Annotated in this window: 28 protein-coding genes; 23 read left to right on the forward strand and 5 right to left on the reverse strand. The window is 41.1% G+C overall.

The window, feature by feature from the left end; all coding sequences use genetic code 11:
• Window positions 1-40 precede the first annotated feature (40 nt).
• From MSI_RS03680 to MSI_RS03705, 6 genes are all read left to right on the forward strand, one after another.
• Window positions 41-1,096, forward strand: coding sequence for a DNA-directed RNA polymerase subunit alpha (locus MSI_RS03680; protein WP_009103850.1), 1,056 nt, complete (start codon window positions 41-43; stop codon window positions 1,094-1,096).
• The gene (gene rplQ, locus MSI_RS03685; protein WP_009103852.1) at window positions 1,086-1,622 is read left to right on the forward strand and encodes a 50S ribosomal protein L17; all 537 of its coding nucleotides are present in this window, start codon (window positions 1,086-1,088) and stop codon (window positions 1,620-1,622) included. The genes MSI_RS03680 and rplQ overlap by 11 nt, the downstream gene beginning before the upstream one ends.
• A gap of 29 nt (window positions 1,623-1,651) precedes the next feature.
• Complete coding sequence (locus MSI_RS03690) at window positions 1,652-1,888, forward strand: hypothetical protein (protein WP_009103854.1); 237 nt, start codon at window positions 1,652-1,654, stop codon at window positions 1,886-1,888.
• A gap of 165 nt (window positions 1,889-2,053) precedes the next feature.
• Window positions 2,054-3,244, forward strand: a complete 1,191-nt coding sequence (locus MSI_RS03695) for a Crp/Fnr family transcriptional regulator (protein ID WP_009103856.1) — start codon at window positions 2,054-2,056, stop codon at window positions 3,242-3,244.
• Between the two features lie 69 nt (window positions 3,245-3,313).
• The gene (locus MSI_RS03700; protein WP_009103858.1) at window positions 3,314-4,612 is read left to right on the forward strand and encodes a PilZ domain-containing protein; all 1,299 of its coding nucleotides are present in this window, start codon (window positions 3,314-3,316) and stop codon (window positions 4,610-4,612) included.
• A 63-nt stretch (window positions 4,613-4,675) separates the two neighbouring features.
• A complete protein-coding gene (locus MSI_RS03705) occupies window positions 4,676-5,824 on the forward strand; it encodes a tetratricopeptide repeat protein (RefSeq protein ID WP_009103860.1) in 1,149 nt (382 codons plus the stop codon).
• Between the two features lie 8 nt (window positions 5,825-5,832).
• Here the strand turns inward: MSI_RS03705 and MSI_RS03710 are convergent, their stop codons facing one another.
• The 3 genes from MSI_RS03710 to murB are packed head-to-tail and all read right to left on the reverse strand — an operon-like array spanning window position 5,833 to window position 7,839.
• Window positions 5,833-6,288, reverse strand: coding sequence for a DUF192 domain-containing protein (locus tag MSI_RS03710; protein WP_009103862.1), 456 nt, complete (start codon window positions 6,286-6,288; stop codon window positions 5,833-5,835).
• Window positions 6,285-6,824 (reverse strand): hypothetical protein, encoded by a 540-nt coding sequence (locus tag MSI_RS03715; protein ID WP_009103865.1) that lies wholly within the window; start codon window positions 6,822-6,824, stop codon window positions 6,285-6,287. The genes MSI_RS03710 and MSI_RS03715 overlap by 4 nt, the downstream gene beginning before the upstream one ends.
• Before the next feature lie 31 nt (window positions 6,825-6,855).
• Window positions 6,856-7,839 (reverse strand): UDP-N-acetylmuramate dehydrogenase, encoded by a 984-nt coding sequence (gene murB, locus MSI_RS03720; RefSeq protein ID WP_009103867.1) that lies wholly within the window; start codon window positions 7,837-7,839, stop codon window positions 6,856-6,858.
• A gap of 163 nt (window positions 7,840-8,002) precedes the next feature.
• Between murB and cysS the strand changes: the two genes are divergently transcribed.
• From cysS to pyrH, 5 genes are all read left to right on the forward strand, one after another.
• The gene (gene cysS, locus MSI_RS03725; protein WP_009103869.1) at window positions 8,003-9,553 is read left to right on the forward strand and encodes a cysteine--tRNA ligase; all 1,551 of its coding nucleotides are present in this window, start codon (window positions 8,003-8,005) and stop codon (window positions 9,551-9,553) included.
• Between the two features lie 209 nt (window positions 9,554-9,762).
• Window positions 9,763-10,329 carry an RNA polymerase sigma factor gene (locus MSI_RS03730; protein WP_009103871.1) on the forward strand — a complete coding sequence of 189 codons (567 nt, stop codon included), beginning with the start codon at window positions 9,763-9,765 and terminating at the stop codon, window positions 10,327-10,329.
• Window positions 10,310-11,038: an anti-sigma factor gene (locus tag MSI_RS03735; RefSeq protein WP_009103873.1), complete on the forward strand. Its 729-nt coding sequence runs from the start codon at window positions 10,310-10,312 to the stop codon at window positions 11,036-11,038. Before MSI_RS03730 ends, MSI_RS03735 begins: the two co-directional genes overlap by 20 nt.
• Window positions 11,038-12,747, forward strand: a complete 1,710-nt coding sequence (locus tag MSI_RS03740; protein WP_009103875.1) for a transglutaminase domain-containing protein — start codon at window positions 11,038-11,040, stop codon at window positions 12,745-12,747. The genes MSI_RS03735 and MSI_RS03740 overlap by 1 nt, the downstream gene beginning before the upstream one ends.
• A gap of 92 nt (window positions 12,748-12,839) precedes the next feature.
• Entirely contained in the window at window positions 12,840-13,538 is a 699-nt protein-coding gene (gene pyrH / locus MSI_RS03745) for a UMP kinase (protein WP_009103877.1), read from the forward strand.
• A gap of 189 nt (window positions 13,539-13,727) precedes the next feature.
• Here the strand turns inward: pyrH and MSI_RS03750 are convergent, their stop codons facing one another.
• Entirely contained in the window at window positions 13,728-14,198 is a 471-nt protein-coding gene (locus tag MSI_RS03750; RefSeq protein WP_009103880.1) for a glucosaminidase domain-containing protein, read from the reverse strand.
• 186 nt (window positions 14,199-14,384) lie between these two features.
• Here MSI_RS03750 and radC point away from each other — a divergent pair, with 186 nt between their 5' ends.
• The 5 genes from radC (at window position 14,385) to rpmB (ending at window position 19,307) form a co-directional block, all read left to right on the forward strand.
• The gene (gene radC, locus MSI_RS03755; RefSeq protein WP_009103883.1) at window positions 14,385-15,050 is read left to right on the forward strand and encodes a DNA repair protein RadC; all 666 of its coding nucleotides are present in this window, start codon (window positions 14,385-14,387) and stop codon (window positions 15,048-15,050) included.
• Window positions 15,051-15,067: 17 nt separating this feature from the next.
• Complete coding sequence (locus MSI_RS03760; protein ID WP_009103885.1) at window positions 15,068-15,406, forward strand: PEGA domain-containing protein; 339 nt, start codon at window positions 15,068-15,070, stop codon at window positions 15,404-15,406.
• A 226-nt stretch (window positions 15,407-15,632) separates the two neighbouring features.
• The gene (locus tag MSI_RS03765) at window positions 15,633-16,892 is read left to right on the forward strand and encodes a S1C family serine protease (RefSeq protein ID WP_009103887.1); all 1,260 of its coding nucleotides are present in this window, start codon (window positions 15,633-15,635) and stop codon (window positions 16,890-16,892) included.
• A gap of 98 nt (window positions 16,893-16,990) precedes the next feature.
• Window positions 16,991-18,988 carry an excinuclease ABC subunit UvrB gene (gene uvrB / locus MSI_RS03770; protein ID WP_009103889.1) on the forward strand — a complete coding sequence of 666 codons (1,998 nt, stop codon included), beginning with the start codon at window positions 16,991-16,993 and terminating at the stop codon, window positions 18,986-18,988.
• A gap of 91 nt (window positions 18,989-19,079) precedes the next feature.
• Window positions 19,080-19,307 (forward strand): 50S ribosomal protein L28, encoded by a 228-nt coding sequence (gene rpmB / locus MSI_RS03775; RefSeq protein WP_009103891.1) that lies wholly within the window; start codon window positions 19,080-19,082, stop codon window positions 19,305-19,307.
• A gap of 75 nt (window positions 19,308-19,382) precedes the next feature.
• Here the strand turns inward: rpmB and MSI_RS03780 are convergent, their stop codons facing one another.
• On the reverse strand, window positions 19,383-20,261 hold the full coding sequence (locus MSI_RS03780; protein ID WP_050983895.1) for an MBL fold metallo-hydrolase: 879 nt from the start codon (window positions 20,259-20,261) through the stop codon (window positions 19,383-19,385).
• A 252-nt stretch (window positions 20,262-20,513) separates the two neighbouring features.
• On the opposite strand from MSI_RS03780, the gene MSI_RS03785 reads away from it, so the two are divergent.
• Genes MSI_RS03785 through MSI_RS03815 form a run of 7 tightly spaced genes read left to right on the forward strand, consistent with a single transcriptional unit; the run spans window position 20,514 to window position 26,587 of the window.
• Window positions 20,514-21,398, forward strand: coding sequence for a branched-chain amino acid ABC transporter permease (locus MSI_RS03785; protein WP_009103893.1), 885 nt, complete (start codon window positions 20,514-20,516; stop codon window positions 21,396-21,398).
• An 11-nt stretch (window positions 21,399-21,409) separates the two neighbouring features.
• The gene (locus MSI_RS03790) at window positions 21,410-22,414 is read left to right on the forward strand and encodes a branched-chain amino acid ABC transporter permease (protein ID WP_009103894.1); all 1,005 of its coding nucleotides are present in this window, start codon (window positions 21,410-21,412) and stop codon (window positions 22,412-22,414) included.
• Window positions 22,414-23,217: an ABC transporter ATP-binding protein gene (locus MSI_RS03795; protein ID WP_009103895.1), complete on the forward strand. Its 804-nt coding sequence runs from the start codon at window positions 22,414-22,416 to the stop codon at window positions 23,215-23,217. Before MSI_RS03790 ends, MSI_RS03795 begins: the two co-directional genes overlap by 1 nt.
• Window positions 23,211-23,915 carry an ABC transporter ATP-binding protein gene (locus tag MSI_RS03800; protein WP_009103896.1) on the forward strand — a complete coding sequence of 235 codons (705 nt, stop codon included), beginning with the start codon at window positions 23,211-23,213 and terminating at the stop codon, window positions 23,913-23,915. The genes MSI_RS03795 and MSI_RS03800 overlap by 7 nt, the downstream gene beginning before the upstream one ends.
• Before the next feature lie 30 nt (window positions 23,916-23,945).
• The gene (locus MSI_RS03805; protein WP_009103897.1) at window positions 23,946-24,590 is read left to right on the forward strand and encodes a CBS domain-containing protein; all 645 of its coding nucleotides are present in this window, start codon (window positions 23,946-23,948) and stop codon (window positions 24,588-24,590) included.
• A gap of 57 nt (window positions 24,591-24,647) precedes the next feature.
• A complete protein-coding gene (locus MSI_RS03810) occupies window positions 24,648-26,114 on the forward strand; it encodes a hypothetical protein (RefSeq protein ID WP_009103898.1) in 1,467 nt (488 codons plus the stop codon).
• An 11-nt stretch (window positions 26,115-26,125) separates the two neighbouring features.
• The gene (locus MSI_RS03815) at window positions 26,126-26,587 is read left to right on the forward strand and encodes a PTS sugar transporter subunit IIA (protein ID WP_009103899.1); all 462 of its coding nucleotides are present in this window, start codon (window positions 26,126-26,128) and stop codon (window positions 26,585-26,587) included.
• The last annotated feature ends 35 nt before the right edge of the window (window positions 26,588-26,622 follow it).

Here is a 26,622-nt window from a genome sequence, read left to right on the forward strand (position 1 = left end):
GCAAATATTGAGTAATTATTCACTTAGGTAAGGAGTTCGGATGGCTCGCAAAAATTTGCTTAAAGGTTTTAAAAAGCCTAAAGGCATTTCATTTGAACACATCAGTACAAATCCAAATTACGGTAAGTTTACCGCATATCCTTTTGAGACAGGGTTTGGTACAACAGTAGGTAATACACTTCGCCGTGTATTGCTTTCGTCAATTCAGGGTTATGCTATTACTTCTATTCGTATTACAACTTATGATGAGAATGGAATTTCTCACGTAATTTCAAGCGAATTCGAAGCAATTCCACACGTTTCTGAGGATACTCTCGAAATTATCAATACCTTGAAAATGATTCGTCTTCGTTTGCCAAATGATGTTGAACAAGACACAATCAACTACGAATTCAAAGGACCTGGCGTTGTAAAGAGTGAAGATTTTGCAAAAGAAGGTCAGCTTGAAATCATGACTGAAGGCACAACTGTTTTCACAATGATGGAAGGCGCTCACTTGGATCTTGAAATTCAGGTTGATTTGGGAAGAGGATATGTTCCTGCCGAGACAAATGAACATTACATCGAAATTGTTGGTACAATCCCGATGGATGCAATTTTTACTCCAGTTCCAAAAGTAAAGTATTCTATTGAACCATGCCGCGTTGGTCAGCGCAATGACTACGATAAACTGGTTCTTGAAATCTGGACAGATGGAACTATCAATCCTGAGGACGCTTTGGCTGAAGCTGCAAAGATTGCTAAAGATCACTTTGCAATTTTCGTAAACTTCAATGATAAAGATGTAATCGGATCTGATGAGGGTGACGAAGGTGATGAAAGCATTCAGAAACTTTTGAACACTCCGGTTGAGGAACTTGAACTTTCCGTACGTTCATCAAATTGTTTGAGAAAAGAAAATATCCGTACAATTGGTGAATTGACTCGTAAGACAGAAGATGACATTGCCAAGACTAGAAACTTTGGTAAAAAATCACTCCAGGAAATTATTGAAAAACTCCAGGAATGGAATTTGACTCTTGGAATGACAGATTACAGTCATCTTAAGAATGCTGCTAATGTAAAGAAGCAGAAGGAAGAAAACGATGAATCATAGAAATGGTTTTAATCCGCTTTCACGAACAACAGCACACCGCCGTGCTATGTCAAGAAATATGGTAACTTCTCTCTTCAGATATGAGAGAATTACTACAACTAAATCTAAGGCTCTTGAAGTAAGAAAGTCAGCTGAAAAGCTCATCACAAGAGCAAAAGTAGATTCAGTTCATAATCGTCGTGAAGTAGCAAAGTTCATTCAGGATGAAAAAATCTTGAATAAACTTTTTACAGAAATTGGTCCACGCATGAAAGAGCGCAACGGTGGTTATACACGTGTTCTTAAACTCGGTTTCCGCCAGGGTGACGCTGCTGATGTTGTAATTCTTGAATTAGTTGACTACAAGCTCGATACAGAAGCTAAAGAAACTAAAGAAGAGAAGAAAGCTAAAAAAGCTGCTGATTCAGATGCTTCTAAAGCTAAAAAATCAGCTAAGGCAAAATCTGAAGCTGACGGTGAAGCAAAGGCAAAAAAAGCTCCTGCTAAAAAAGCTGCAGCTAAAAAAGAAGAGCCAAAAGCTGAGTAAGCTGAAGCTCATTAATTTAGGAGTTAGATATGTCAAAGAACCACCGCGGAGCAGGTATTCGAACATTGCCAGCTAAAGGAAGAGGAACTTGTGCTATCTGTGGAAAAACAGATATTAAAGTTCTTTACGAAAAAGACATTGATGGCAAGACAGTGAAAATCTGTAAATTCTGTAACGCTAATTTGAAGAATAAGGCTAAAGTAGAAGCTCGCAAAGCTAAACCAGCTGAAGAGTCTGCAGAAGCACCTGCTGAATCGGCAGAGTAATTATTCTTAGCTTACGCAAATCCGTCCTTTATGATGGGGACGGATTTTTTTTATTTTAAATATAAATAGTAAATCAGAAAAAACAGAGTACAAAATACTCGCAAAAGCACCGTTTTAAAGGTATAATATATATAAGTTTTTATTTTAAAAGTCAGGGGTACGGTTTTGTTACATTTACAGGTTAACAGATTCCAGGCAGGGGCATACATAATTGTTGAAGGAAAAGAAAATTCTGATCATTTTTATATTATTCAGAGTGGTACTGTATGCTGTCAGAAGGGTGCAAATGGTGTAAAAACTCGTCTGGGAGCAGGAGACTTTTTGGGTGTTGTTTCCTGTTTTGCAAATCGTCCTCAGATTGAAACAATAATTGCAGAAACTGATGTAATTGCTATTTCTGTTCAGCGAAGTCAATATTCAGATCTGATTGTAAACAACACTCCGGTTGCTCTGAAAATTATTAAAACTTTTGCTGCACGAATGCGCCAGATGAATGAGCAGCTTACAAAAAAAACCTTAAATAAAGTTGAAAATGATGATAATGAGCATATTTATCATATTGCGCAGTATTATGAAAAAATGCTCAAATATGATGTGGCTGTGTTCGGCTATTATCAGTATCTGAAAACCCGTCCTACAGGGCCTAATTTAATTCCGGCTCAGAATAAATTTAAGCTTTTGAAGCCTAAATCTCATGCTGTATATTTTGAACCGACATCAGATATGACAAGAAATTATCCTGCAGATACTATGATTTTCTCTGAGTCTGCTCCTGGTGCTGAAATGTTTATTATTCAGGGTGGTCAGGTTTCTATCACTAAAATTGTAAACGGTAATGAAGTTGTACTTGCAGTTCTTGATAAAGGGGATATGTTTGGTGAGATGGCACTTTTGGAAAACAAACCTCGTTCTGCAAGTGCTATTGCAAAAACTGACTGTACTCTTATGGTTGTAAACCGTCATAACTTTAATACAATGGTAAGCACTCAGCCTCAGTTGATTTCACGCCTTACAACAACTCTTGGTGAACGTCTCTGGTCTATGTACCGTCAGCTTGATAATGCAAATATACAGAATCCGCTTGAAAAAATGATAGATATTTTAAGTCTTCAGCTTGAAAAACAGAGAACCGATTTTAATACTCTTGGTTCAAAACAGAAACAGACAGATTTTACTGTAAAAGAACTTGCAACAATGTGCGGAATGGATGAAAGAAAAACATCTGTCGGTATTTCAGAATTCTTAAATGACAAGCGCTTTAAAATTATTGAAGGAAAAATCTTTATCAAGGATATCACCGAAGTTTACAAGGCTTCGCTCTATGCAAGAAAGCATTTGAAGACTTTTGGAGTCTGATTTTAGAGCGTAAGTTTTTATATAAAATTCTTGCCTGATTTGTAAGCATGGGTTAAAATTAAGTGATATATGGGCATTGAGAATACTACCAAGATTTCTAGATATTATGATTATTTTCGCGATAAAGAAGTTGTTTTCACAAAAGCTAATCTGAACTTTTTGCGAATGGATCCGCGCCAGATTTATCTTAAGTGTAATGGCGGTCAATGGCCTTGTATTATCAATTCTACATCTTTACAGATGGCAAAGGTAATAGTTGGAACTTCAAGCGGAGCCTATGTTGAAATCAATAAGAAAAAAGAAACTCCTGTCAGCCTTCGTTTTTGTTTTATAGATGAGGACGGGGCACCAATATTTTTCTTTGTTAACTGTACTGTAGCGGAAGTAAAGCCTTATCAGGGTTCGAATGAACTTGCGATTGTAAATTTAAGCTTTACTCAGCGTCCGCCTGATGATTTGATTGCCCGTGTAGGTGAATTTGTTGAAGTTAACGAAAACTTTAATATCCGTAAGGAAGAGCGCATTGCAATTAATAAGAATTCAATGCGTGAATTGGGAATTTTAAAAGAAGAATCGGTAATTTTTATTGCCAATGTTCCTAGACGCTGTATCTTAAAAGACGTTTCTTTTGGCGGTGCAAGGGTTATGCTTCTTGGTATTCCGAAATTCCTTCAGGATAAACTTGTTCAGCTCAGGCTGCTTTTCTCTGATACTAACGAGCAGGTTGCTCTTAACGGCTCTATTGTAAATGCTGTCTTTATGGAAGGACGCAAGGATATTTCAATTGTAAACATTCAGTTTAATGCAAATGAAATTCCTATGAGCTATAAATTCCATATAAACCGATATATTACTTCTTACCAGAAGAAGATCATCGAAAATCAGATGAAAAATGCTGAGGCTGCTGCTAAAGCTGCTGAGGAAGAGGCTAAGAAGGCAGAAGAAGCTAAGGCTGCACGCGAAAAGAAAATTGCCGAAAATATGGCGGCTGAAAAAGAGGAAGAAAAGAACGCGATTCTTGCTAAGGTCGCTGCTGCCAAGGCAGCACAAAATCCTCAGGGTGAAGAGCAGGCTGAAGCTGCTGCAGAGGGTGAAAAACCGGCTGAACCTCAGACACAGGGCGCAGAAGGGGAAAGTCCGGCTGCAAGTGAAGCAAGTGCAGGTGAAAGTCCAGCGGCAGAAGTTCCTAAAGAAGAAAAAGCTGAAGGTTCTGAGCCAAAGGCATCTGAAGGTTCCGATGAAATTATCGATACTGAAGGTCACGAGTTTATAAAGAGCGCAGCAGAAGAAAAGGCTGAAAGTTTTAAGAATAAGCTTGATGATCAGCTTGAATCTGCAATTGAAAATGCGACAGATATTTCGAAATAAATTTGACCTTTCTTTGTAAAATAAGTATTTTTATTAGACAAATCTATCTAGTAAGGAAAATTTATGAATCCCTCTAATCCTTTGGAATCTGTATTTTATATAAGTATTCCAGAAAATTTTGTTGCTTCTGATGAAGCTTTTAAAATTGACACAAAAATTCAGCTTCCTGTTCAGAAAAAGCCTGATGAGGCTCCGGGAAGTTTTAATCCTTCAGAAATTACAACAGAGCAAATACTTGCCGGTATTCTTACACTTCTTGCATATGACAAAAAGAATGAACACCTGGATTACTATCGAAGTATCATTAAAAAGGTAAAGCCAAACATTAAAAAAGAACTTTGTGAGGCAGCTATCCTTAAAACAAAGAATGAAGATTTTGATCTTGCTGAAGAAATCTTCCTGGCACTGAATGGTCTTGATCCTGAAGATCCTGCTATTATTCTTAATCTTGCCCTCTTTCTTGATCAGCGTGCTGACTCATACCGTAATTCGGGATTAAATGATGATGCCGATGCTTATGATAACGATGCCGGTGAATATTACGCAAATGCAATGAATGCCGAACCTCCTCTTCCGGATGCTTTCTTTAATGCAGGCTTTTATTACATGAAGCAGCATAAATACCGCGAAGCTAAGGATGCCTTTGAAACTTACCTTGCCCTTACCTGTGATATAAAAGATGAAGACCTTGGCGAAAACGGAATCTACAAAAAAGAGCGTGCTCAGGAAATCCTTGATAATATTAAAAATCAGAATATGGATGATGAAGCTTTCCGTGCTGCCTATGATTTTATTTCCAAGGGACAGGAAGAAAAAGGTCTTGAAGAAATAAGACGCTTCTTACAGAATAATCCTAAGGTATGGAATGCCTGGTTTATGCTGGGCTGGGGTCTTCGCCGTCTTGAACGTTACAGCGATGCTAGAATGGCTTTCCTGGAAGCATTGAAATGTGGTGGAGATTCAAATTCTGATACTTATAACGAGCTTTCTCTCTGTTATGTTCAGGAAAAAGATTTTGATGCTGCAAAGGATGCTCTTTTTAAGGCAATGGCTATTGAACCTGAAAGTACAAAGATTATTTCTAATTTAGGTTATCTTGCTCTGGCTCAGGGTAATAAGGAAGAAGCCCGCAAGTATTTTTCAACTGTACTTGAATATGATTCAAATGACAGAATTGCGGCTGCTGAACTTTTGAAACTTGAGCAGGAATGAAGATAAGTTTAGAAATCTAAAGAGATTGTATCGCCGGTCTTGATATTGTTTTTAGCAAACCAGCCCTGCGGTACTTCCAGTGCATAGCGGCATGAAACTGTACTTGAGATGGAAGAAAGGCTGAAGGGTTTCATGTCGTAAAGGTTGCGGATTTTTCCGCGGGAATCAATAAAAGCAATTGAAAGCGGATGAGGGGTGTTCTTCATCCAAAAGGATAAAATCTGTTCCTGCTCAAATATAAAAAGCATTCCTGTTCCATCGGGAATGTTTTTTCTGTTCATAAAGCCGTAGTTGCGTTCTTCGGGTTTTACGGCAAGTTCACAGTTACAGTTTATGCTTGTGCCGTCCTGAAGGTTTATCTTTATATCAGCTTTTTTTAAGGATTTTGAAAAGGCTGGAAGACTGATGGTGCAGAAAAAAAATAAAGCGGCTGCTGTTTTATAAAGAAAACTTTTTTTAATCATAATTTATCCAGAAACATCTGCTGTGAAATTTCTCTTCCAGAAGGCAGAATATTAGAGTTTGTCTGAAGGCTTTTAAAAACTTCATTGTCAATATATTTAAGAGTAAGAGGTTTTTCAAGAGTCATTGTAACGGCATCAGATTTCCAGGTTGCCATCTGTGGATTAATGTTATCCGGTTCGCCGTATTTTTCTTTTAAAGTAGTAAAAACGCTGTAATAATCCATGCGTTCCCGGTTCATATTGATTGTAATTATATAAAGTGAATCTTTTGAAAACTGAAACCAGCAGCGGGTAAGAAAATTGGAGCCAAGGCCTCGTTCTGCGTCTGTTTCTATTAAAACTCTGTTTTCGCCGGGAAGAAGAGAAACATCGCGGTCTCCGTGATAGCCAAAATCTGTATCTTTCATAAGGGCATCTTTTGTTTCATCAAGGGTCATGCCAAGATGAATATCCTTAAAGCCGTCCGGAACTTTATTCTGAGCAAAAAGAGGAATAATAAGAATAAGAAGGGCAAGAAATCCTATAGATTTTTTCATATTCTGATTATCGGAGGATAAAAAATATTTTTTACAGGAAAATAATTTCTGTTTCCAGCTGGAAGCCGAACTTTTCCTTTACTTTTTCCTGAGCGAGCTCTACAAGAGCCTTTACGTCGGCAGCACGAGCATTTTCAACATTGATGATAAAGTTTCCGTGGAAAGGGGCAATTTGGGCGCCGCCAATCTGACTGCCTTTTAAGCCGCATTCGTCTATAAGTTTTCCGCTAGGGGCACCAAAGTCGTGGTTGTTTTTAAAAACTGACCCTGCGCTTGGATATTTGAAGTGTCCTTTTTCCAGACGTTCAAGAGTATATCTGCGGCTTCTTTTTGCAATTTGCATTTTGGCATCACCATGAAGACGCTTTAAGAGGAAGGTTACTGTTGTTACAAAACGCTTGTTGTTCTGGAAGGGTGATTTTTTATAATCCCAGTCCTGCAAGTTTATGCGGTCATGATGAAGGGGAATGTCCGGGTCAGAATAATCCATCCAGGTGTAATAAAAAATCAGGTCGGAAATGGATTTTTCAAAGCAGCGGGCATTCATAAAAGCGGCCCCGCCTACGGTTCCAGGAAGACCTGCAAATTCTTCTGCTCCGCTTAAATCATTTTTAATACAAAAATCTACAAGCTGGGCCATTGGAGTTCCGGAAAAACAGGTAACTAGAACATCGTCTTTCTGGAAGTCGTATGGTTCAAAATCTTCCGGCAGGTCGCCTTTTGGGAAAATCATTGCGTCACTGAAGTTGCGGGAAGAAAGAATTACGCCTTTAAAATCCTCATCCGGGAAAACAAGGTTTGAAGCGCCGCCTACAATAAAAAATGGAAGCTTTTGTGCAAGAATGCGGCGCAGGGTAAGCTGGAAGGAATAATAATCGGTTGGGGCAACAAAAACGCGGGCATTGGCTCCAATCTTAAAAGTGGATTTTTGAGCCAGAGGTTCGTTTTCTGTGATTGTGCCCTTAAAGTTATCGTGATTTTTTATGTATTCAACAAAGCTTGAAAAGTCTTCCATATTTTAATTTTAATGAAAAAACTGATTCAGGGCAAACGCATAAAAGATTTATCTAAAAAAATGGCTCCCACTTTGCTCCCTCGCGCCAGTTTTCTTTAAATAATGCAATGCGTTTGCCCAGAGCTTGGATTTTAGGTATAATAGAGTAATTTAGAGGTAAAAAATGAGTTTAAGATTGTATAACACTATGGGACGCAAGATGGAGGAATTCCATCCTATTACTGAAGGCCACGTTGGTTTTTATGGCTGCGGTCCTACAGTTTACAATTATGCGCATATTGGAAATCTTCGCGCTTACGTTTTTCTGGACATTCTTGATAAGACTTTGACTTTGCTTGGTTATGACATCAAGCACGTAATGAATATTACAGACGTTGGACATTTGACCGGCGACGGTGATGACGGCGAGGACAAGATGAAAAAATCTGCTGAGGAACGTCATCAGTCGGTTCTGGAAGTTGCGCGTTTTTATACAGACGCTTTTATGAAGGATATTGATGCTTTGAATATCCGTCACCCGGACGTAATCTGTAAGGCAACTGAGCACATTCAGGAAATGATTGAGCTGATTAAAAAGATTGAAGCAAACGGTCACACCTATATGGCAGGCGGAAACCTTTATTTTGATATTTCTACTTACCCGGATTACGGAAAGCTTGCTAACCTCAACCTTGATGAGCTCAAAGCTGGAGCTGGAAAACGTAAGGTTGTAGTTGTTGATGAAAACAAGCGCAATCCAGGCGACTTTGTACTCTGGTTTACAAATTCAAAGTTTGAAGATCAGGCTATGACCTGGGACAGCCCTTGGGGACGCGGATATCCTGGATGGCATATTGAATGTTCTGCAATGAGCATGAAATATCTTGGAAAGCACATTGATATTCACACAGGTGGAATTGACCACGTGCCTGTTCACCATACAAACGAAATTGCCCAGAGTGAAGGAAGCTTTACTCCAGAAGAAGCAGCCCAGGGACCTTGGGTAAAATACTGGCTGCACAACGAATTCCTTATTCTTGAAGGCGGAAAGATGAGTAAGTCCAGCGGGCACTTTATTACCCTGCAGACTTCTCTTCCGGCAGAAAAGGGCTTCAGTTTGAAAGACAAGGGTTTTGAACCTCTTGATTACCGCTTCTTCCTTTTGGGCGGTCACTACAGAAAGCAGCTGATTTTCTCTCTGGATGCGCTTGAGTCGGCTAAGAACGGACGTGCTGCTTTGAATGCCCGCGTTGCAAAATTGATTGCCCGCGCAAATGATGAAGAAAAACTTGGACTCACAAAAGAAAACTTTGCAGAAGTCCTTGGAAAAATAAATTACGACAGCGAAAACTTTGAAAAGTTTAAGCAGGGCTTGGAAAACGATCTTGCAACTCCTGTTGCTATGGCTGCAATTCAGAAGGAAGCTCAGGCTAAGGGTGGCGTAAAGGCAAGTGACGCTTTGGCTTCAATTTTGAAGATGGATGCAGTTTTGAGCCTTGATGTAATTAAGAATGCCTTTGACGTTCTTGAAAAACAGCAGAAAATTAATTCTACTCCGGCTGCGGATGACCACGCAGGTGACCCTGAAGCAGAAGAGATAAACTCTCTGGTTGCAGAAAGAACTGCAGCAAAGAAGAATAAGGATTTTGCCCGCGCAGATGAGATTCGTAATCAGCTGAGTGCAAGAGGAATTACTATCGTAGACGGCCCGAATGGAGCTGTGTGGCACCGATAATGGGTAGATGCGCAAGCGATGTGAAGCCCCGAAGTACGTAAGCAAGCGTTAGCTTGCGTCGTATGAGCGGTAGCGAAGGGCGTAACGTAGCGACCCGACAGGGATGCGCCAAAATTATGTAACCATCGTTTGGATTTTTTTGTTTTAATAATGCAATCATGCAATTTCAAAAAAAATTGAAATCGGCATGTAACTTTTAGGGGATTTCCGTGTTTTATAATGCAGTAGAAAGTCAGACAGATAATACTCCGCTTAATGCCGGAAATCCTGTGGATTTTAAAAAGATTTATGATGCTTCTATGATGATGCTTTTTAAAATCTGCTACCGGATTGTGAATGACGAGGAAGCGGCCGAGGATTTAGCTCATGATTCTTTAATCAAGGCTAATGAAAAGGCAATTGTCTTTCCTTCAATTAATGACGCAAAATACTGGCTTATCAGGGTTAGTAAAAATGCGGCATTGAACTACGTTAAACGCAAGGAGCGGGAACGTAAGGCTTACGAAAAGGCTTTGTATGAAGACCACCGCAAGTCTGAATCTGGTGAAACTGACCTTCTGAAAAAAGAATCTGTTGATAAGGCAAGGGAGGCTTTGAAAAAGCTGCCTGAGCATTTGCAGGAAGTTGTAATTCTGCGTGAGTACACTGAGTTGAACTACAAGGAAATTGGGCGTGTGCTTGGAATTACAGAAGGCAATGTAAAGGTAAGAATTTTCAGGGCCAGGGAGCAACTTATTAAATTAATAGGAGAGGAAAATGTCTTTTTGCCCGAGTAAAGATATTCATTCTGTTTATTTGGATAAGGAACTGCCGGAAATTTATAAGGCAGAGTATGAGTCTCATATTGCTTCATGCCCAAAGTGCAAGGCGGAACTGGAAAAACTTCGTGGTTTGCGCGCGCTTCTGGCATCTGATGCTGATTCGCTTAACCCTTCTGCCGACTTTTTAGATAAATCTTACGAGCGGCTCATGATTAAAATGAGTTATGCTAAAAATACCGGTAAAAAATCGGAATCAAAAGTTAATTTCCGAACTATTACTTATGCAGTCAGTGGTCTTGCTGCTGCGGCTATTCTTGCTGTAGTGCTTCCTCTGCGTGCGGGTAACGCTCCTGCTGCCGGCTCTTCTTCTATTGCTTCTACTCAGCTTTCTGCTTTGGGACAGAATGCTTCTACAGCTACATCCTTTACTCCGGCTGCAAACAATGTTTCCTTTAACAGTGGAAATGATATGGTGATTTCGGGTAATATTAATGAGTCAGTTTTGTCGTCGCATGGTCACGGCGGAAGAAATGCTCAAGCCCAGATTCAGAATGTAAGCGCAAATGCTAATCCTGGTAAAATAATGAAAGGGGTTGAAGTTCTTCGTCCTGATTTTGATGAAAACGAGACAATCTCAATTAAAATTACTTTGCCGGGTATGAACTCTGTTCCTGTTACTGCAGAAATCCAGCTGCCTGCCGAAGTAATGTCGGGTAGATTTTAGTGGACTCTTCCAAAAAAACAAGTTATTTTCTGCGTAAATCTCCGCTGCTGCGTGTGCTGGTAGCGGTGCTTTTTATTTCTATAATTCTTTTTTCTTTTTATTTTATCAGTTTTACTACAAGACGGATTCCTCAGATTGATTCTATCGTGCCGCCGGTAGGTTCTCCGGGTGATGTTATTGTAATCAACGGAAAGAATTTTGGCGCTACCCGTGATATGAGTTATGTTGAAATTGCGGGTACCCGTATGACTGCCAGCTCTTATATTTCCTGGACAGACAGCAGTATTAAGCTGGTTCTTCCTTCTAACGTAAAAGATGGTCTGGTTTATGTAGGAATTAAGGATATGCGTTCAAATCCTTCGCTTTTTGCCAATGAGGTTGATATTCCTGTTCCTGTTACGACTGTAAAGCAGATAAGCCGCCCTGTAATATTGAAACTTTCTTCACTTAAGGTGAATGTTGGCGACCTGCTTACAATTTACGGAAACAATTTTGGTGATGCCCGCAATAATTCCCGGGTGCTTTTTACAATTGATTATAACCGCCGCCTTCGTGACTCTAATGTAAAGAATATTTCTTATTTTACAGAAAATATGGTTTGCGCTAACGAGGATGAGTTTGATTATATTTCCTGGTCTAATACGGAAATAAGCGTGATTGTGCCCGACGGTGCTTTTAGCGGCGTTGTTATGGTTGATACCGGCAAACAGCGTTCTGAGCCTATGGAGCTTACTATAAGCGAAAGTGCGGGTGCAAAAACCTTTATCAACAAGAAGATTTATCTTTTGACTTATTCTGCTGATGTGGCTGATGTTGTCTGTGACGGTCTTTCAACCTTGACTTTGCGGGCTCCTATTCCTTTTGAAACAGCTGCCCAGCCTAGAGTTGAAACAATTGAGGTAACTCCGATTCCTTCTTTGATGAAGTATCAGCATGATATTATTCATCAGATTACAAAGACAAAGTCCAGCACAATCAAAAATGTGATGAATTATACTTTTGTTCTTCCTGTTTATGAAATTAATACAAATGTGATTGCTGAACGGGCTGGAAATTATTCTAAAGCTGATTCACGTCCTCTTTATGATCTTGGAACTGCTGCTGATTCTTTGATTCCGGCAAAAAATGCTGATGTAATTGCCCTTGCTAGTCAGATTACGGGAAAAGAAAAGAATGCTTATAAAAAGGCAAAACTGATTTATGAGTATATGATTTCAAACTTTACTCTTCTGAAGAAGATGAGGAAGGGCGGAGCTGACCCGAAAGACCTGGTTTCTAAAAAACGCGGTGATGCTTATGATTTTGCTGTAATTTATACAGCTTTACTTCGTGCAAGCGGTATTCCGTGTTTGATGGATGCGGGAGTCTTAATCGGACAGGATTTGACGACTCAGCCTCACTGGTGGAACGAATTTTATCTGGAAAATTTCGGCTGGGTTCCGGTTGATGTTTCGCTGGGTGCGGGTTTAGAATATAAAAGCTGGGGTGATATTGAGATTCTGCCTAAGGAATATTATTTTGGTAATCTTGATTCGCACCGTGTTCTTTTCAGCCGCGGTTTGAATGAGCTTAAGCCTTTCAGCGTGGATAATAAGATTGTTCAGCAGCCTAGAAGTTTTGCCTTGCAGTCTATCTGGGAAGAAGCGACAAGTAATGTAAGTAAATACAGCTCGTATTGGAGCACGCCGGTTGTAAAGGGTGTGTATTAGCAAAACCGAAGGCGTTTTCCTCTTAGCAGGGGACAGCGGGGGCGGCAATTAGCCTCCGCTAGGAAAATATTCAATTGTAAGGAGATTTTTTTATGACTAAAATTTTAAGTGTTGGTGGTTCAATTATTGTTCCGGATAAGCCGGATACTGAGTTTTTGGGAAAGTTTATTTCTATGTGTACAGAATGGCTCAAGGAAGATAAGAGCCGTCGTTTGATTCTGGTTGCTGGTGGCGGAGCTCCTGCACGTGTATATCAGAACGGATACAAGGAAGTTTGCGAAAAAACTGGCGCTAACTTTGATGCAAATGCTGCTGACTGGATTGGAATTATGGCAACCCGCATTAATGCTCAGCTTTTGAAGGCAAGCTTTGGCGATTACTGCAAAAACGATGTTGTTTATAATCCTACTGATCCCGCTTTGAAGTTTGACGGTCAGGTGCTTGTTGCAAGCGGCTGGAAACCAGGATTTTCTACAGATACAGATGCTGTTTACCTTGGTGAAAAATTTGATGCAAAGACAATCGTAAATCTTTCTAATATTGATAAGGTTTATACTGATGACCCTCGCAAAAATCCAGATGCTAAGCCTCTTGATACTATCAGCTGGGAAGAATTCCGCAAGATGGTTGGCGATGAATGGACTCCTGGAAAGAACTGTCCTTTCGACCCGATTGCTTCTAAAAAAGCAAGCGAACTTGGTATGAAGGTTATTTGTGCGGGCGGAAAGGATATTGAAAATATTAAAAAGATTTTGAACGATAACGAATATTTTGGAACTACAATAGGATAATATTTATTATAAACTGTAACTGGCGCGAGGGAGTGTAGCGTGGTTCAAAAACACTCTGATTGTTGTGACCGCGAAAGCGGTCAGTCTGATGGTTTCTTTGCAACAATCAGCGTGTAGCGCGATATCGCGCGGTTTTGAACCACGCTACACGACCGGGAGCCGGTTGTAGTTAAAATTATATTGCTTAAATTAATATTGTCTTTCCAATTCCTGCAGCAGCCGTTCAATTTTGGCGGCGTAGTTGGGGTCGGTGGCCCAGGTGCCGGTAAGTCCGAAAATATCAGTAACGAGCTTGGTTTTGTGAACCCAGTTATAGCGGGGATCAACAAGCTCGTTTTTTAATTTAACCTCTTCTGTTGTGGAATAGGCCTGAAGGTGCTGGATATGGGCGCGGACTCCAATTTCTTTTGTTTCAAAACGTTCGCCAGGCTGTTCAGGACCAAGAGCGCCAAGTCCGCAGTAGTTATGCCATTCCGGCTGCACAAGATTTCCAAAGCGCAAAAAGCCTGTTTCAAGGCACATCTGAGAAAAAGCAATATCAGAATTAATTCCTTCCATTCCGGCTTCATCAATGTAAAGCTGGGCAAAATCCTTTATTTCCTGGTAATCGGCCTCAGGATTGTGGGCAATAAAAAGACTTGCAAGCTGGCCGGCACTCATCTGTCCTTTATCATTTAAATTTCTTGAAAGTTCATACAGAGGCTGAGGCTCCCGGGGAATCGATTTACAGGAATAAAAAAGAAGGGAAATCAGGGGTAAAGTAAAAAAAGTAAAATTTTTGCATTTTTCATAATAAATTTTTCGGAATTTTTGTCAAAAACGTTAAATCTGAGGGAGTGTATATATATGAAAATGCTGATAAAAAATAATCCTGACGTGCGGGAAAAAGCTTTAGAGCACGGAATGTCTTATCCTTATGATGAGGAACTTCTTATGCTGATTTTGGGAACTGGCACTAAAGAGCTGCCGGTGGAAATTATGGCTCGTAAAATACGGGAGGTTCTGGATGCAAGTAACCCTGATCAGGTGGTAAAAAATCTGATGGCGGTGAGGGGAATTGGTGCGGGAAAGGCACTGGCGGTGGCGGCGGCGCTGGAACTTGGGAAGAGGCGGAACGGGCATCTTAAAAAGAAGATTGCCTGCCCAAGTGATATTGTGCCTTTTGTGCGGAATTATGCGGTCAGCAATAAGGAACATTTTCTGATGATTACTCTGGATGGCGGTTATCAGATTATCGGGATTCACGTGGTGAGTGTGGGAACTTTGAACCGTTCTTTGATTCATCCGCGTGAGATTTTTTCTGAGGCTATAAAGGATAATGCGACGGCTCTTGTTTTGTGTCACAACCATCCTTCGGGGGATTGTACGCCTTCTGACGAGGATATTGCGGCGACCCGGACTCTTTTACAGGCTTCTGAAATTATGGGAATTGCAATTCTGGATCATATTATTGTCAGCTGCGATAATTACTGCAGTTTTATGGAGCATGATATCTTGTTTCATAATGACTAGAGGGGTAAAATTAGTGTATGAAAATCAGGCTTTTGAAAAAGAGACATTTTTTTCTTTTTGTGATTCTGGTAATGACGGCTTTTTGTGGGGCGTCCTTGCCTGCGCAGGAAACTGTAGAGCCGGAACGTATGTATGAAATTGAAGGTCATAAATCGGTTCTTGAGATTTTTGCAAATCAGCCTGATGTAAATGTTTTTTTGAACGGAACTTACCAGGGCCGGACAAACCTTACAATTTATGATTTGACTCCGGGCTTTTACCAGCTCAGGCTCGAAAAAGAAGGCTTTGAAGTTCAGGAGCATACTATTTTTGTAAAGGCGCATTACGGGCAAAGGTATTTTATAAATTTAGAGTGAAAATAATTGTAAAAAAAATGGCGTGAGGGAGCGGGATTTGGGGCAAAAACACTTTGTTTGTGGAGGTTGCGGGAGCGACCGGTCAAATAGTTACTTTGCCACAAACAACGTGTAGCGCATTATTGCGCGGTTTTGTCCCAAGTCCCGCGACCGGAAGCCATTTTTTAATTTGTTTTTATTTATAATACGGTTGCTTTATTCATTTCTATTTATTAAATTTACTTCTATGAAATTGTATTCGGGTTCACAGGTTTTTAAATTCTGCGCTTTGACGGCGGTTTTGGTTTTTGGTGTTTCAACTTTTACTGGAAGACGGTCTTTTGCAAAAGATGAAGCAGGGGCTGCAGACCGGGACGAGACTGGCGCTGTTAATGAGAAGATAAATCCCGATGGACAGATTTCAAGTGCGGAAGGAAGTCAGCAGGGTAATGAGCTGATTGACGGGCTGGAGCAGAATCCGGCGGTAATCATCCCTGTTTCTACGGGAGGCGCTAACTATACCCAGGATGAGCAGCAGAATATTGGTGTTTATGCTGCCTGTAACGAAGCGGTTGTGAACATTAATACTAAGGTGACGAGTTACGACTGGTTTCTGGAGCCTTATGTGCAGGACGGTGGTTCCGGGTCGGGCTCGATTATTGATAAACGCGGCTATATTCTGACTAACGTGCACGTGATTCAGGGGGCGACTAAGATTTATGTTTCGCTTTTTGACGGCACTCAGTATGAGGCGGAGGTGGTTGGTCAGGATCTGGACAGCGACCTTGCGGTGATTAAGTTTACGCCGCCAAGCGGAATGGAACTGAAGACGATTTCTTTTGGGGATTCTACGGCGCTTAAGGTTGGGCAGAAGGTGATTGCGATTGGTAACCCTTTTGGTATGGAACGTACGATGACGACCGGAATTGTTTCGGGGCTGGGACGACCTATTCAGAATTCCAATAACAGAATTATCCGCAATATGATTCAGACGGATGCTTCGATTAACCCGGGAAACTCGGGCGGGCCTTTGCTGGATACTAACGGACGCATGATAGGAATCAACACGATGATTATGTCTTCTTCGGGAAGTTCAAGCGGGGTTGGTTTTGCGGTGCCTAGCGAGACTGCGGTGCGCGTTGTTGCGGATTTGATTAAATACGGAAAGGTAAACCGGGGAACTATTGCGGCTCGGCTTGTTCAGAACAGCCGTCGTATTGCCCAGTATGCGGGCCTTGATATTGCGACTGGTATGCTTGTTTCGGAAGTTACTAAAGGCGGAAATGCTGAGGCTGCCGGACTTAGGGGCGGTTCTGAAGCGGCTTACTATGGAAACCGAAGCAGCGTGATTTATCTGGGCGGCGATATTATTACAAAAATTGATGATGTTGATGTGAAGACTCTGGCTGATTATTATTCGGCGCTGGAGAGTAAAAGACCGGGAGATGTGATTACGGTGGTTGTGCGTCGGGGAAGACGTAATGAGAGTTTGCGAATAAAGTTGTAATTTTGATTATAATGTCAGCAGGATGCTTGCAGACTGCTGATGTTGCCGTGACGAAGACTGTTATTGTTCAGAAAATTACGACGGCAACAGGAGATTAAATGCGACGATTTGAGGTTGTTTCGCCTTTTGAACCAAGCGGGGATCAGGGGCAGGCGATAGAAAAGCTTTCTGAAGGATTTTTGCGGGGTGATAAGTATCAGACCCTTAAGGGCGTTACGGGCTCTGGAAAAACCTTTACCATGGCAAAAATCATTGAAAAGGTTCAGCGGCCGACTTTGATTTTGAGTCACAACAAAACTCTTTCTGCCCAGCTTTACCGCGAGTTCAAATCTTTCTTTCCTAATAATGCGGTTGAATATTTTGTTTCTTACTACGACTACTACCAGCCAGAAGCTTACGTTGCGGCGCGTGACCTTTATATAGAAAAAGACTGCGATATCAACAAGGAAATTGACCAGCTGCGTCTGAGTGCCACCTACAGCCTTATGGAGCGCCGGGATGTAATTGTTGTTGCCACTGTTTCCTGCATTTACGGTCTTGGTATGCCGGATTTGTATAAGGAAATGCGCGTTCACGTGGAAAAGGGGCAGGTTCTGAATACAAAGAAGTTTGCCGAACAGCTGATTTCCCTGCAGTATTCGAGAAATGATGATGTACTTGACCGGGGCAACTTCCGCATTAAGGGTGACGTTATCGAAGTTTTTCCGCCTTACATGGAAACTGACGCCGCCTACCGCATTGAGCTTGACTGGGACGAAGTTGTGAAAATCCGCCGTTTTGACGTGTTGAACCGCAGCGTCTTGGAAGAGCTTGATGAAACGGTTTTTTACCCGGCAAAGCACTTTGTTGTGCCTCATGATAAGCTGCTTGAATCCTGTGACAGAATCCAGAAGGAAATGGAAGAGCGGGTTGAAGAGTTCAGGGCGTCCGGCAAAATGCTGGAAGCCGAGCGCCTTAAAACCCGAACAACTTACGATATTGAAATGCTTAAGGAAATGGGAACCTGCCCGGGAATCGAAAATTATTCGGGCCCTATTTCCGGCCGAAGCCGCGGACAGCCGCCTGCAACCCTTTTGCATTACTTCCCGGATGACTTTTTGTGCATGATTGACGAGGCTCACGTTTCTGTTCCTCAGATTGGTGCCATGTACGAAGGCGACCGCAGCCGCAAGCAGAATCTTATTGATTTTGGTTTCCGCCTGCCGAGTGCCCTTGATAACCGCCCGCTTAAAAAAGAAGAGTTTGATAAAAAAATAAATCAGGTGATTTACGTTACCGCAACTCCGCGTCCGGATGAAATTAAGCAGAGTACTCAGGTTGTTGAGCAGCTTATCCGCCCGACAGGTCTTCTTGACCCGGAAATTGAAGTGCGGCCTAGCGAAGGTCAGATGGAAGATATTTACCGGGAGATTAAAGACCGTATTGCCCGCCAGGAGCGCAGCCTTGTTCTGACTCTGACTAAAAAGATGGCGGAGGATTTGACGGATTATCTTACTGAGCTTGATTTAAAGGTAAAATATATTCATTCTGAAATTGACACTTTTGAACGTGTTGAGATTTTGAAGAGCCTTCGCGAGGGTGAAATTGACGTTCTGATTGGAATTAACCTTTTGCGAGAGGGAATCGACCTGCCGGAAGTCAGCTTTATCGCAATTCTGGATGCCGATAAAATCGGATTTTTGCGCTCGGAAACTTCTCTGATTCAGATAATCGGGCGTGCGGCTCGAAATGCGGAAGGTAAGGTTGTGATGTATGCTGACCACAAAAGTCCTGCCATGGAAGCCGCAATCAAGGAAACCGCCCATCGCCGCGAAGTTCAGATGGCTTACAACAAGGAACACGGAATTACGCCTAAGACAATCAAAAAGGCGGTTCAGGATATTCTTGTTCACGAAAAAACTGATGCCGACGAAGATGCCCGCATGAATGTAGAAGTGCTTAAAAAATCTGCGAACCTCTTTAATCCTGGAGAGCGTAAAAAACTGATTAAGGCTTTGACAAAACAGATGAGCGATTGTGCCGACAGAATGGAATACGAGCAGGCTGCAGCTATCCGCGACCAGATTAGGGAAATTGAGGCACAATATGGTAAATAAGGTTTGCTATGGTTGACTTTATTTTCTATTTTCTATATATTTTTTAAACTACTTTTTAATCTGAATTTCATTGTAAGGAAGGAAATAGATTATGTCTAGAATGTGTGATGTTTGCGGAAAAGGCGTTATGTCTGGAAATAAAGTAAGTAAATCTTATAACCATACACGCAGAACTTGGAGACCAAATCTTCATACTATCAGAGCTGACCTTGGAAACGGAACTGTACGCACAATCAAAATCTGCATGAACTGCTTGAATGCTGGTTTTGTTACAAAGAAAGTAAGAGTTCCAAAAGAAGCTCAGGTAGAAAACAAATAGTTTGAATTTGTGTCTATTACAAACGCTTTGAAAGCCGTCCTGAATCAAGGGCGGTTTTTTATTTTAACGCCCTGTTTATGTTTCAATTGTGAGTCTGTCATAAGCCGGCAAAACAGACTTGCATTTTTCAAGAGCCGGCACATTTGGAAGCTGTTCATTTATATATTTGATAATTTCTTCGTGGCTGTTTTCGTGGGTAATATGAGTCATCCAGACGTGTTCTGCGGGGATTTTTGCGGCGCACTGCATGGCCTGAAGAATCGTGAAGTGGGTAGAATGTTCCTTTACGCGAAGACCGTCAATTATCAGGTGTTCAAGTTTTCCACAATTTTTATTTATCAGTTCAAGTGAAGAATCTTCTATATAATTTAAATCTGTAAGATAGGCGATGGATTTTTTTTCGCCCTTGTCGTTACTTTCTGTAAGAAGCCAGCCTGTAACAGGGAGACTTCCGTGCATCATAGGGATTGGGGTGATTTTTATATCGCCGTAATCAAAAGTACTTTCCGGGGCGAAGAGCTGGATTTTTGCAACTCCGCCACCCTGCTTGTGGGTACGGAAAACATAGTCAAAGCGGACTTCTACATCCCTGAGGGTGTTTTGATTTGTATAAATCGGGATAGGCGGCTTTTTCATCTGTTCAATGGCTTTTGGATTTGTGACCTTGTGAGAAAAAGCTGTTGAAAAAATGCGGAGGTCATCGAGGCCGTGCAGGTGGTCGGCGTGTGAGTGGGTAAGTAGAACTGCATCAACTTCGCGTATATTATTTTCCAGGGCCTGCAGGCGGAATTCGGGGCCGCAGTCAATCAGAAGGTGCTTTCCGCCATCTGTGATAACGTAAGCTGAACAGCGGTAGCGTCTGTCGTGCGGGTCGCTTGATTTGCAAACCTTGCAGTCGCAGCCTATTACCGGAATTCCATGACTTGTGCCTGTGCCTAAGAAAGTAAGTTTCATATTAAAATTATAGGACGGATAATTGAAAAAAGAAAGAGTTAGCTGGAGGAGGCGTCCCCTCCCACCCACACTCCTATCCCATATCTTCTATTAATATTTAAAAATACTTAATTTCTTCATTGACATGAAAAAGTGAATTTTATACACTTAAAAAGTGAGCGGAAGGCAGTGGTGTCCGAGTTTGAACCAGGCATTCCGCATTTTTTTTGTAAAATCGTTTTATGATGGAGGATAACGTTGGACGGAGCTAGTATGTTTTTACAGCAGTTAATCAACGGCTTATCACTTGGAAGTATTTATGCCCTTATCGCTTTGGGCTACACAATGGTTTATGGTATTGTAAAGCTTATCAACTTTGCACATGGTGATGTTATGATGCTGGGTGCTTATGCCGGCTATTTTGTTTTGCGTGCTATGGGTGCTAACGTGGCTGGTATGACCTGTGCATTCCTTGCTGCCATGATTTTCTGCGGACTTTTTTCTCTTGTTATTGAACGTTTTGCCTATCGTCCGCTTCGTAATGCCCCTCGCTTGAATTCTTTGATTACTGCGATTGCGGTTGAACTTATTTTGCAGAACGTTATGCGTGTTCTTCCTTTTGTTGGTCCTAACCCTCGTCAGTATCCTACAATGCCACTTTTGAACTACTCTTTGGGAGTGGTTTCTATTTCTAACCTTCAGCTGATTGTAATTATTTCTTCTGCAGTGCTGATGGTTGCCCTTAATATTCTTGTAAATTACACAAAAACCGGTAAGGCTATGCGCGCCGTTTCTTTTGATATGGGTGCTTCAAGCCTTATGGGTATTAGCGTAAATAAAACTATTGCAATTACCTTTGTTATTGGTTCGGTTCTTGCTGGTGCGGGCGGTGTTCTTTATGCAACTGCTTACCCTCAGATTGATCCGATGATGGGTTATATGCCTGGTCTTAAGGCCTTTGTTGCTGCCGTTCTTGGCGGTATTGGTTCTATTCCTGGTGCTATGGTTGGTGGTGTAATTCTTGGAATTGCAGAAACTTTGACTAAGGGATTTATTTCTTCCCAGTATGCAGATGCAATTTCTTTTGCAATTCTGATTGTTATTCTTCTTGTAAAACCAACCGGTTTGTTTGGTTCTAAGAGAACTGTAAAGGTATAAGGGGGCGGGGTATGAAAAATAAGTTTGTTAGAAGCACAATAATTCTTGCCTGCTTTGCATTTGCGGCACTTTTTATTCCGTCTGTTTTAATTAAGTTTGAAATTATGGACGCTTATACAGCTCAGATTATCAACCTGGGCGGTATTAATGCCATTATGGCTTTGAGCGTAAATATTATCTGTGGTATTACAGGTCAGCTTTCGCTTGGTCAGGCTGGATTTATGGCTATCGGCTGTTATTCTACAATTATGTTGAATGAGGTTGCAGGTCTTCCTCTTAGCGTAAGTATTATTATTGCAGCTTTGATTACAGCCTTCTTTGGATTTTTAATCGGCTTTCCAACTTTGAAGCTGGACGGCGACTATCTTGCAATCGTAACTTTAGGCTTTGGTGAAATTATCCGCGTAGTTTTAGTAAACCTTAAGGCTCTTACAGGTGGTCCAAACGGTAAGCAGTTTACAACTATGATGGCTTTTGACGCTAATCTTGCCTTCTTCTGTATTATAGGAACGCTGATTTTACTGATTGTTTTGATTCAGAACTTTATCCGCTCGACATACGGCCGTGCAATTCTTGCGGTTCGTGATGATGAAATTGCTGCAAACAGCTCGGGCATTCCGATTTTCAAATACAAAATGATTGGTTTTGTTATTGCTTCTTTTGTAGCTGGAATCGGCGGCGGCCTTTACGTTTCTTTAATCGGCTTTGTAAAACCTGAACAGGCTTCTTTCAACAACTCCATCAACTATCTGATTTATGTTGTTCTTGGCGGTATGGGTTCTACAACCGGTTCAGTTCTTGCAGCCTTTGTTTTGACTTATCTGCAGGAATTCCTCCGTTTCTTAAAGAACTTCAGACTTTTGATTTATCCTGTAATTTTGATTATCGTAATGCTTTTCCGCCCTCAGGGACTTCTTGGCTTTAAGGAATTCTCTTTTGTGGGCTTTGTTGACTGGATTAAGGCCGGCGGATTAAAGAAAGTATTTTCAAAGAAAAGTGCAGGGGAGGCAAAATAATGAGTGAAGAAAGAAAATCAGTTCTCCAGGCGGCAGATATTTCTATTGTATTTGGTGGTCTTACTGCGGTTGCTAATTTTTCCTGCGATCTTAAGGAAGGCGAATTAATTGGTTTGATTGGTCCTAACGGGGCTGGTAAAACTACTGTATTTAATATGCTGAGCGGAGTTTATACTCCTACAAGCGGTCAGATTACTTTCTGGGACAGAAACGGCAAGGTTCGGGTTACAAATAAAAAATCTCCAGCCCAGCTTAATAAGATGGGTGTTGCGCGAACCTTCCAGAATATCCGCCTCTTTAACAGTCAGACAGTTGCTGATAATGTCCGCATTGCCCTTCATAATCAGAGAATCGTAAATCCTTTTGACGTGCTTCTTCGTCTGCCTCGTTTCCGCCGCGACGAACAGCTTATGGATCAGAAGGTAGATCAGCTTCTTGCAATTTTGAAGCTCAGCGAAAAGAAAAATGAGCTTGCAAAAAATCTTCCTTACGGTGAGCAGCGCAAGCTTGAAATTGCCCGTGCGCTTGCTTCTAATCCAAAGCTTCTTTTGCTTGATGAACCGGCTGCCGGAATGAACCCTCAGGAAACTGAAGAGCTGCGCCAGATGATTGAGCTTATCAGAAAGGAGTTTAAGCTTACTGTTCTTTTGATTGAGCACGACATGAAGTTTGTAATGAACATCTGCGAACGCATTATGGTTTTGAACTACGGCCGTATTATTGCGGAAGGAAGTCCGGCGGAGATTAAGTCGAACCCGGATGTTATCAAGGCATATCTTGGATCGGAGGCTGGAGCATGTTAAAAGTAGAAAACTTAAGTGTAAATTACGGCTCGATTCGTGCCTTGAAAAATATTTCTTTTAATGTAGAAAAAGGTGAAATCATCACCCTGATTGGAAGTAACGGTGCTGGAAAAACAACAACCCTTCATTCTATTTCCAACCTTATTAAAAAGCAGAGCGGAACAATCACTTTTAACGGCGAAGACATTACAAATCTTGCTGCCGATAAAATCGTAACCCGCAATCTTATTCAGGTTCCGGAAGGACGCCGCATTTTCTTAAATCTTTCTGTAAAAGAAAATCTTGAGCTGGGCGCTTTTTTGCGTAACGACAAGGAGCAGATTGCCCGCGATCAGGAAATGGTTTTTGAATACTTTCCTCGTCTTAAGGAACGAATCCGCCAGAGTGCGGGAACCTTGTCCGGTGGTGAACTTCAGATGCTGGCAATGGGACGCGCCCTTATGGCACAGCCTCAGCTTCTGCTTCTGGACGAGCCTAGTATGGGTCTTGCTCCAATTTTTGTTGATGAAATCTTTAATATTGTTCAGAAAATCAATCAGGCCGGTACAACTATTCTTTTAGTTGAGCAGAATGCATTTAAAGCTTTGTCAATTGCCAATAGAGGGTATATACTAGAAACAGGAGAAATTACAAAAAGCGGTAATGCTCAGGATTTGATTTCTGATCCTGCCGTTAAGAGTGCTTACCTTGGTGGTTAGCGCTGCGTCTGCAAGAATTAGGAGGCCTATATGATTATTAAAGACGTGATGACAAAAAATCCTGTTTGTGTTGAGGAAAATACACCTATAACAGAAGCAAAACAGTTAATGTTGAAAAACGGTTTTGGAAAACTGCCGGTTTTGAACAGCTCAAAAAAACTGGTTGGAATTATCACAAAAAATGATATTGCAAAGGCTTCTCCTTCTGAAGCAACAACGCTTGATATGTACGAAATCAGCTATCTGCTTTCTAAATTGACCTGCGGAAAGTGCATGACTAAAAAGGTGCTTACCGTAAGCGAAAATGAGGTTGTCGAAGAAGCAGCAAGACTGATGATCGATAATGAAATCGGTTGTGTACCGGTTGTTGAAAATGATGTTGTAGTTGGAATTGTTACAGAAAGTGACCTCTTCCAGCTCTTTACAAATATGTTCGGTGCCCGCTACAAGGGAGTTCGCGCAAATTTCTACATGCAGGATAAGCCTGGCCAGCTTGCAGGTTTTGCGGCAAAGGTTGCAGAAGCAAAAGGTAATGTAATTGCAATTGTAACCCGCGAATCTGAAAAGCAGGGAACCAGACGGGTAACTGTAAAGGCAACAGATATTTCCATTGATTCAATGAAGTCAATTCTTGCTGAATCAAATGCAGAAATTATAGATATCCGCGTGATTTAAAATTTTTTTGAGTGTAATTGTTATTAATCCGTTTGCCTTGTATAATACACGGCGACAATGATTGATTTTAATTACACACAAATTATAAATTCTTATCTCTGTTCTCAGTGTGATGTTTTTACTGTTGACGATTTTTATCATTATTTAAAATCAAACGGCATAAAGGCAACTAAAACAGAAATTCATACGCTGCTTCATTCTTCAGATTTAGTATTTCCTCTGATAAATAACCAGTATGTTACCCGTGCAGGCGTTTTTGAAGGCCGCTGGTTCTCTTTTAAGCCGAGTAAGGAAGAAATTGATAAGGGACAGATTATTCTGGGGCACCGCTGTATGCCTTTTGTAAATCCCGAAATTCCGCCGGATGAAATTCAGGTTTATGTAAACTCCAAAATTATTGAAAAAGAAAATGCAACTTTTACAATGAATTTTGCCCTTGATACCTTTGCACTTTTTGGTGAAGGCTACGTAATTCCCTATGTTGTAAATGATAAGGCAAATAAGGACGTTTCGCTTTCTTCTGTTCAATATTCCCTGCCGACAGAAATTACCCTTACTTCCTGGCCGCTGAAAAAAATTGCGGGTAAAGGGGGCATAAAATTCGGAGACAGAATCCTTTGCCGCGTAGTAGACTGGGCAGAAAGTATTGTAGAAATGTCGGTTTTACCGGGCTCTCAGGAGGAAATGATTATTTCTTCTGCTTCGATAGAGCGTGAAAACTGGTACACTGATTTTGAAAACGGACTTTTACAGAGCTTTGATAAAAACGGTCCTGCTGGTTCTATAGAAGAACAACTGGCCTTTTTGTATCTGGAACATCAGGAAGAGCTTTGTATAAAAAACTGCGGTTCTTCTGAAGAGTTTTTAAAGCATACGACAAAAATCGGTTTTTCTCCTTACGGGGTAGAAACCAGAATCTGGCGTACAGGGGAAGATGTTCCTTACATTGGAAAGTGGAATCAGTCAATTTCCAACGACCTTCTTCTTTCTGAAATGAGCATTACTTTTACTCCTCAGGTTGTGGATGCCTTTCTTGAAGATTTTATCTGGGATAATCTTAAGGCAAAGAAAAAGCGCCAGATTTCTGACCTGGTTGCAGAGGTTTTTCCGGGTAGCCTTCATCTCAATCCTGAAGAGAGAAATCTGCTCATGTTGAACATGGAAAAACGCCATGATATAATAGAAAAAGATTATAACCAGTTTTCGGATTTTGGAATCGCACCAATCCGAAAGCGGATGCTAAAGCTTTTTTCAAACGTAAATGAACTTATCTGCGATATTGCAGGTTCAAATGTTTCTGTGTCGGATTTTCCCCAGCAGGAGCTTGTAATTTTATCGCAGCTTTTCAGTCATGTGGTTCATTTATTAGAAGATGTTGAAAATCTTGTCTTGCGCGAACAATTTCCAATTGATGATGTTGCACTTTCTCTTAATGGTATGGAAGAAACGTTTGAGGATATTGTATATACGCTGAAAGCGGCGCTGGAAAGTAATAAATATAAAGGATTCGGATTAGTAGAGTAGGAGAAAAAAGTATGGGTGCAGCTGTTGATATTGCAGACATGATACACCGTGGTGGAGTTTTTGAGCTTGAAGGAAAAAATCCACAGGAAGTTTATTCAAAAATTACAAAACTGGTAAAACTTCCGGCGGGAACTGACCCTGAAGTAGTTTATAAATCGCTTTGTGAACGTGAACAGGTTTTGACAACTGCTGTAGGAAATGGAATTGCACTTCCTCACACAAGAACTCCTGTTTTGAATTCTGAAGATTCCGAAGCAATCTGTGTTGTTTATCTTAAAAATCCTATTGATATGAAGGCTATCGACGGAAGACCTGTTTCTGTAATGTTTGTTCTGCTTGCAGCAAGTACACAGACACATCTTTCAGTGCTTTCAAAACTTGCAGGGCTTTTTAATAATTCTAAATTTAAACTTGCGCTGGAAAGAAAAACCGGTGAAGAAAGACTTGCGGCAATTATCCGCGGAGTAGCTTAGGAAAAAAAATTTAATCGGCATTTTTTTAGAGGTGA

The organism is Treponema sp. JC4 (genome assembly GCF_000260795.1).
Classification (GTDB): Bacteria; Spirochaetota; Spirochaetia; order Treponematales; family Treponemataceae; genus Treponema_D.

Coding starts and splice junctions, on each gene's coding strand:
- MSI_RS03690 (WP_009103854.1), top strand. CDS start 1,652: ATGTCAAAGAACCACCGCGGAGCAGGTATTCGAACATTGCCAGCTAAA.
- MSI_RS03815 (WP_009103899.1), top strand. CDS start 26,126: ATGGGTGCAGCTGTTGATATTGCAGACATGATACACCGTGGTGGAGTT.
- MSI_RS03710 (WP_009103862.1), bottom strand. CDS start 6,288: ATGATTAAAAAAAGTTTTCTTTATAAAACAGCAGCCGCTTTATTTTTT.
- murB (WP_009103867.1), bottom strand. CDS start 7,839: ATGGAAGACTTTTCAAGCTTTGTTGAATACATAAAAAATCACGATAAC.
- rpmB (WP_009103891.1), top strand. CDS start 19,080: ATGTCTAGAATGTGTGATGTTTGCGGAAAAGGCGTTATGTCTGGAAAT.
- MSI_RS03795 (WP_009103895.1), top strand. CDS start 22,414: ATGAGTGAAGAAAGAAAATCAGTTCTCCAGGCGGCAGATATTTCTATT.
- MSI_RS03680 (WP_009103850.1), top strand. CDS start 41: ATGGCTCGCAAAAATTTGCTTAAAGGTTTTAAAAAGCCTAAAGGCATT.
- MSI_RS03715 (WP_009103865.1), bottom strand. CDS start 6,824: ATGAAAAAATCTATAGGATTTCTTGCCCTTCTTATTCTTATTATTCCT.
- MSI_RS03700 (WP_009103858.1), top strand. CDS start 3,314: ATGGGCATTGAGAATACTACCAAGATTTCTAGATATTATGATTATTTT.
- cysS (WP_009103869.1), top strand. CDS start 8,003: ATGAGTTTAAGATTGTATAACACTATGGGACGCAAGATGGAGGAATTC.
- MSI_RS03800 (WP_009103896.1), top strand. CDS start 23,211: ATGTTAAAAGTAGAAAACTTAAGTGTAAATTACGGCTCGATTCGTGCC.
- MSI_RS03780 (WP_050983895.1), bottom strand. CDS start 20,261: ATGAAACTTACTTTCTTAGGCACAGGCACAAGTCATGGAATTCCGGTA.
- MSI_RS03805 (WP_009103897.1), top strand. CDS start 23,946: ATGATTATTAAAGACGTGATGACAAAAAATCCTGTTTGTGTTGAGGAA.
- MSI_RS03765 (WP_009103887.1), top strand. CDS start 15,633: ATGAAATTGTATTCGGGTTCACAGGTTTTTAAATTCTGCGCTTTGACG.
- MSI_RS03750 (WP_009103880.1), bottom strand. CDS start 14,198: ATGAGTGCCGGCCAGCTTGCAAGTCTTTTTATTGCCCACAATCCTGAG.
- MSI_RS03790 (WP_009103894.1), top strand. CDS start 21,410: ATGAAAAATAAGTTTGTTAGAAGCACAATAATTCTTGCCTGCTTTGCA.
- pyrH (WP_009103877.1), top strand. CDS start 12,840: ATGACTAAAATTTTAAGTGTTGGTGGTTCAATTATTGTTCCGGATAAG.
- MSI_RS03735 (WP_009103873.1), top strand. CDS start 10,310: ATGTCTTTTTGCCCGAGTAAAGATATTCATTCTGTTTATTTGGATAAG.
- MSI_RS03760 (WP_009103885.1), top strand. CDS start 15,068: ATGAAAATCAGGCTTTTGAAAAAGAGACATTTTTTTCTTTTTGTGATT.
- MSI_RS03785 (WP_009103893.1), top strand. CDS start 20,514: ATGTTTTTACAGCAGTTAATCAACGGCTTATCACTTGGAAGTATTTAT.
- uvrB (WP_009103889.1), top strand. CDS start 16,991: ATGCGACGATTTGAGGTTGTTTCGCCTTTTGAACCAAGCGGGGATCAG.
- rplQ (WP_009103852.1), top strand. CDS start 1,086: ATGAATCATAGAAATGGTTTTAATCCGCTTTCACGAACAACAGCACAC.
- radC (WP_009103883.1), top strand. CDS start 14,385: ATGAAAATGCTGATAAAAAATAATCCTGACGTGCGGGAAAAAGCTTTA.
- MSI_RS03810 (WP_009103898.1), top strand. CDS start 24,648: ATGATTGATTTTAATTACACACAAATTATAAATTCTTATCTCTGTTCT.
- MSI_RS03705 (WP_009103860.1), top strand. CDS start 4,676: ATGAATCCCTCTAATCCTTTGGAATCTGTATTTTATATAAGTATTCCA.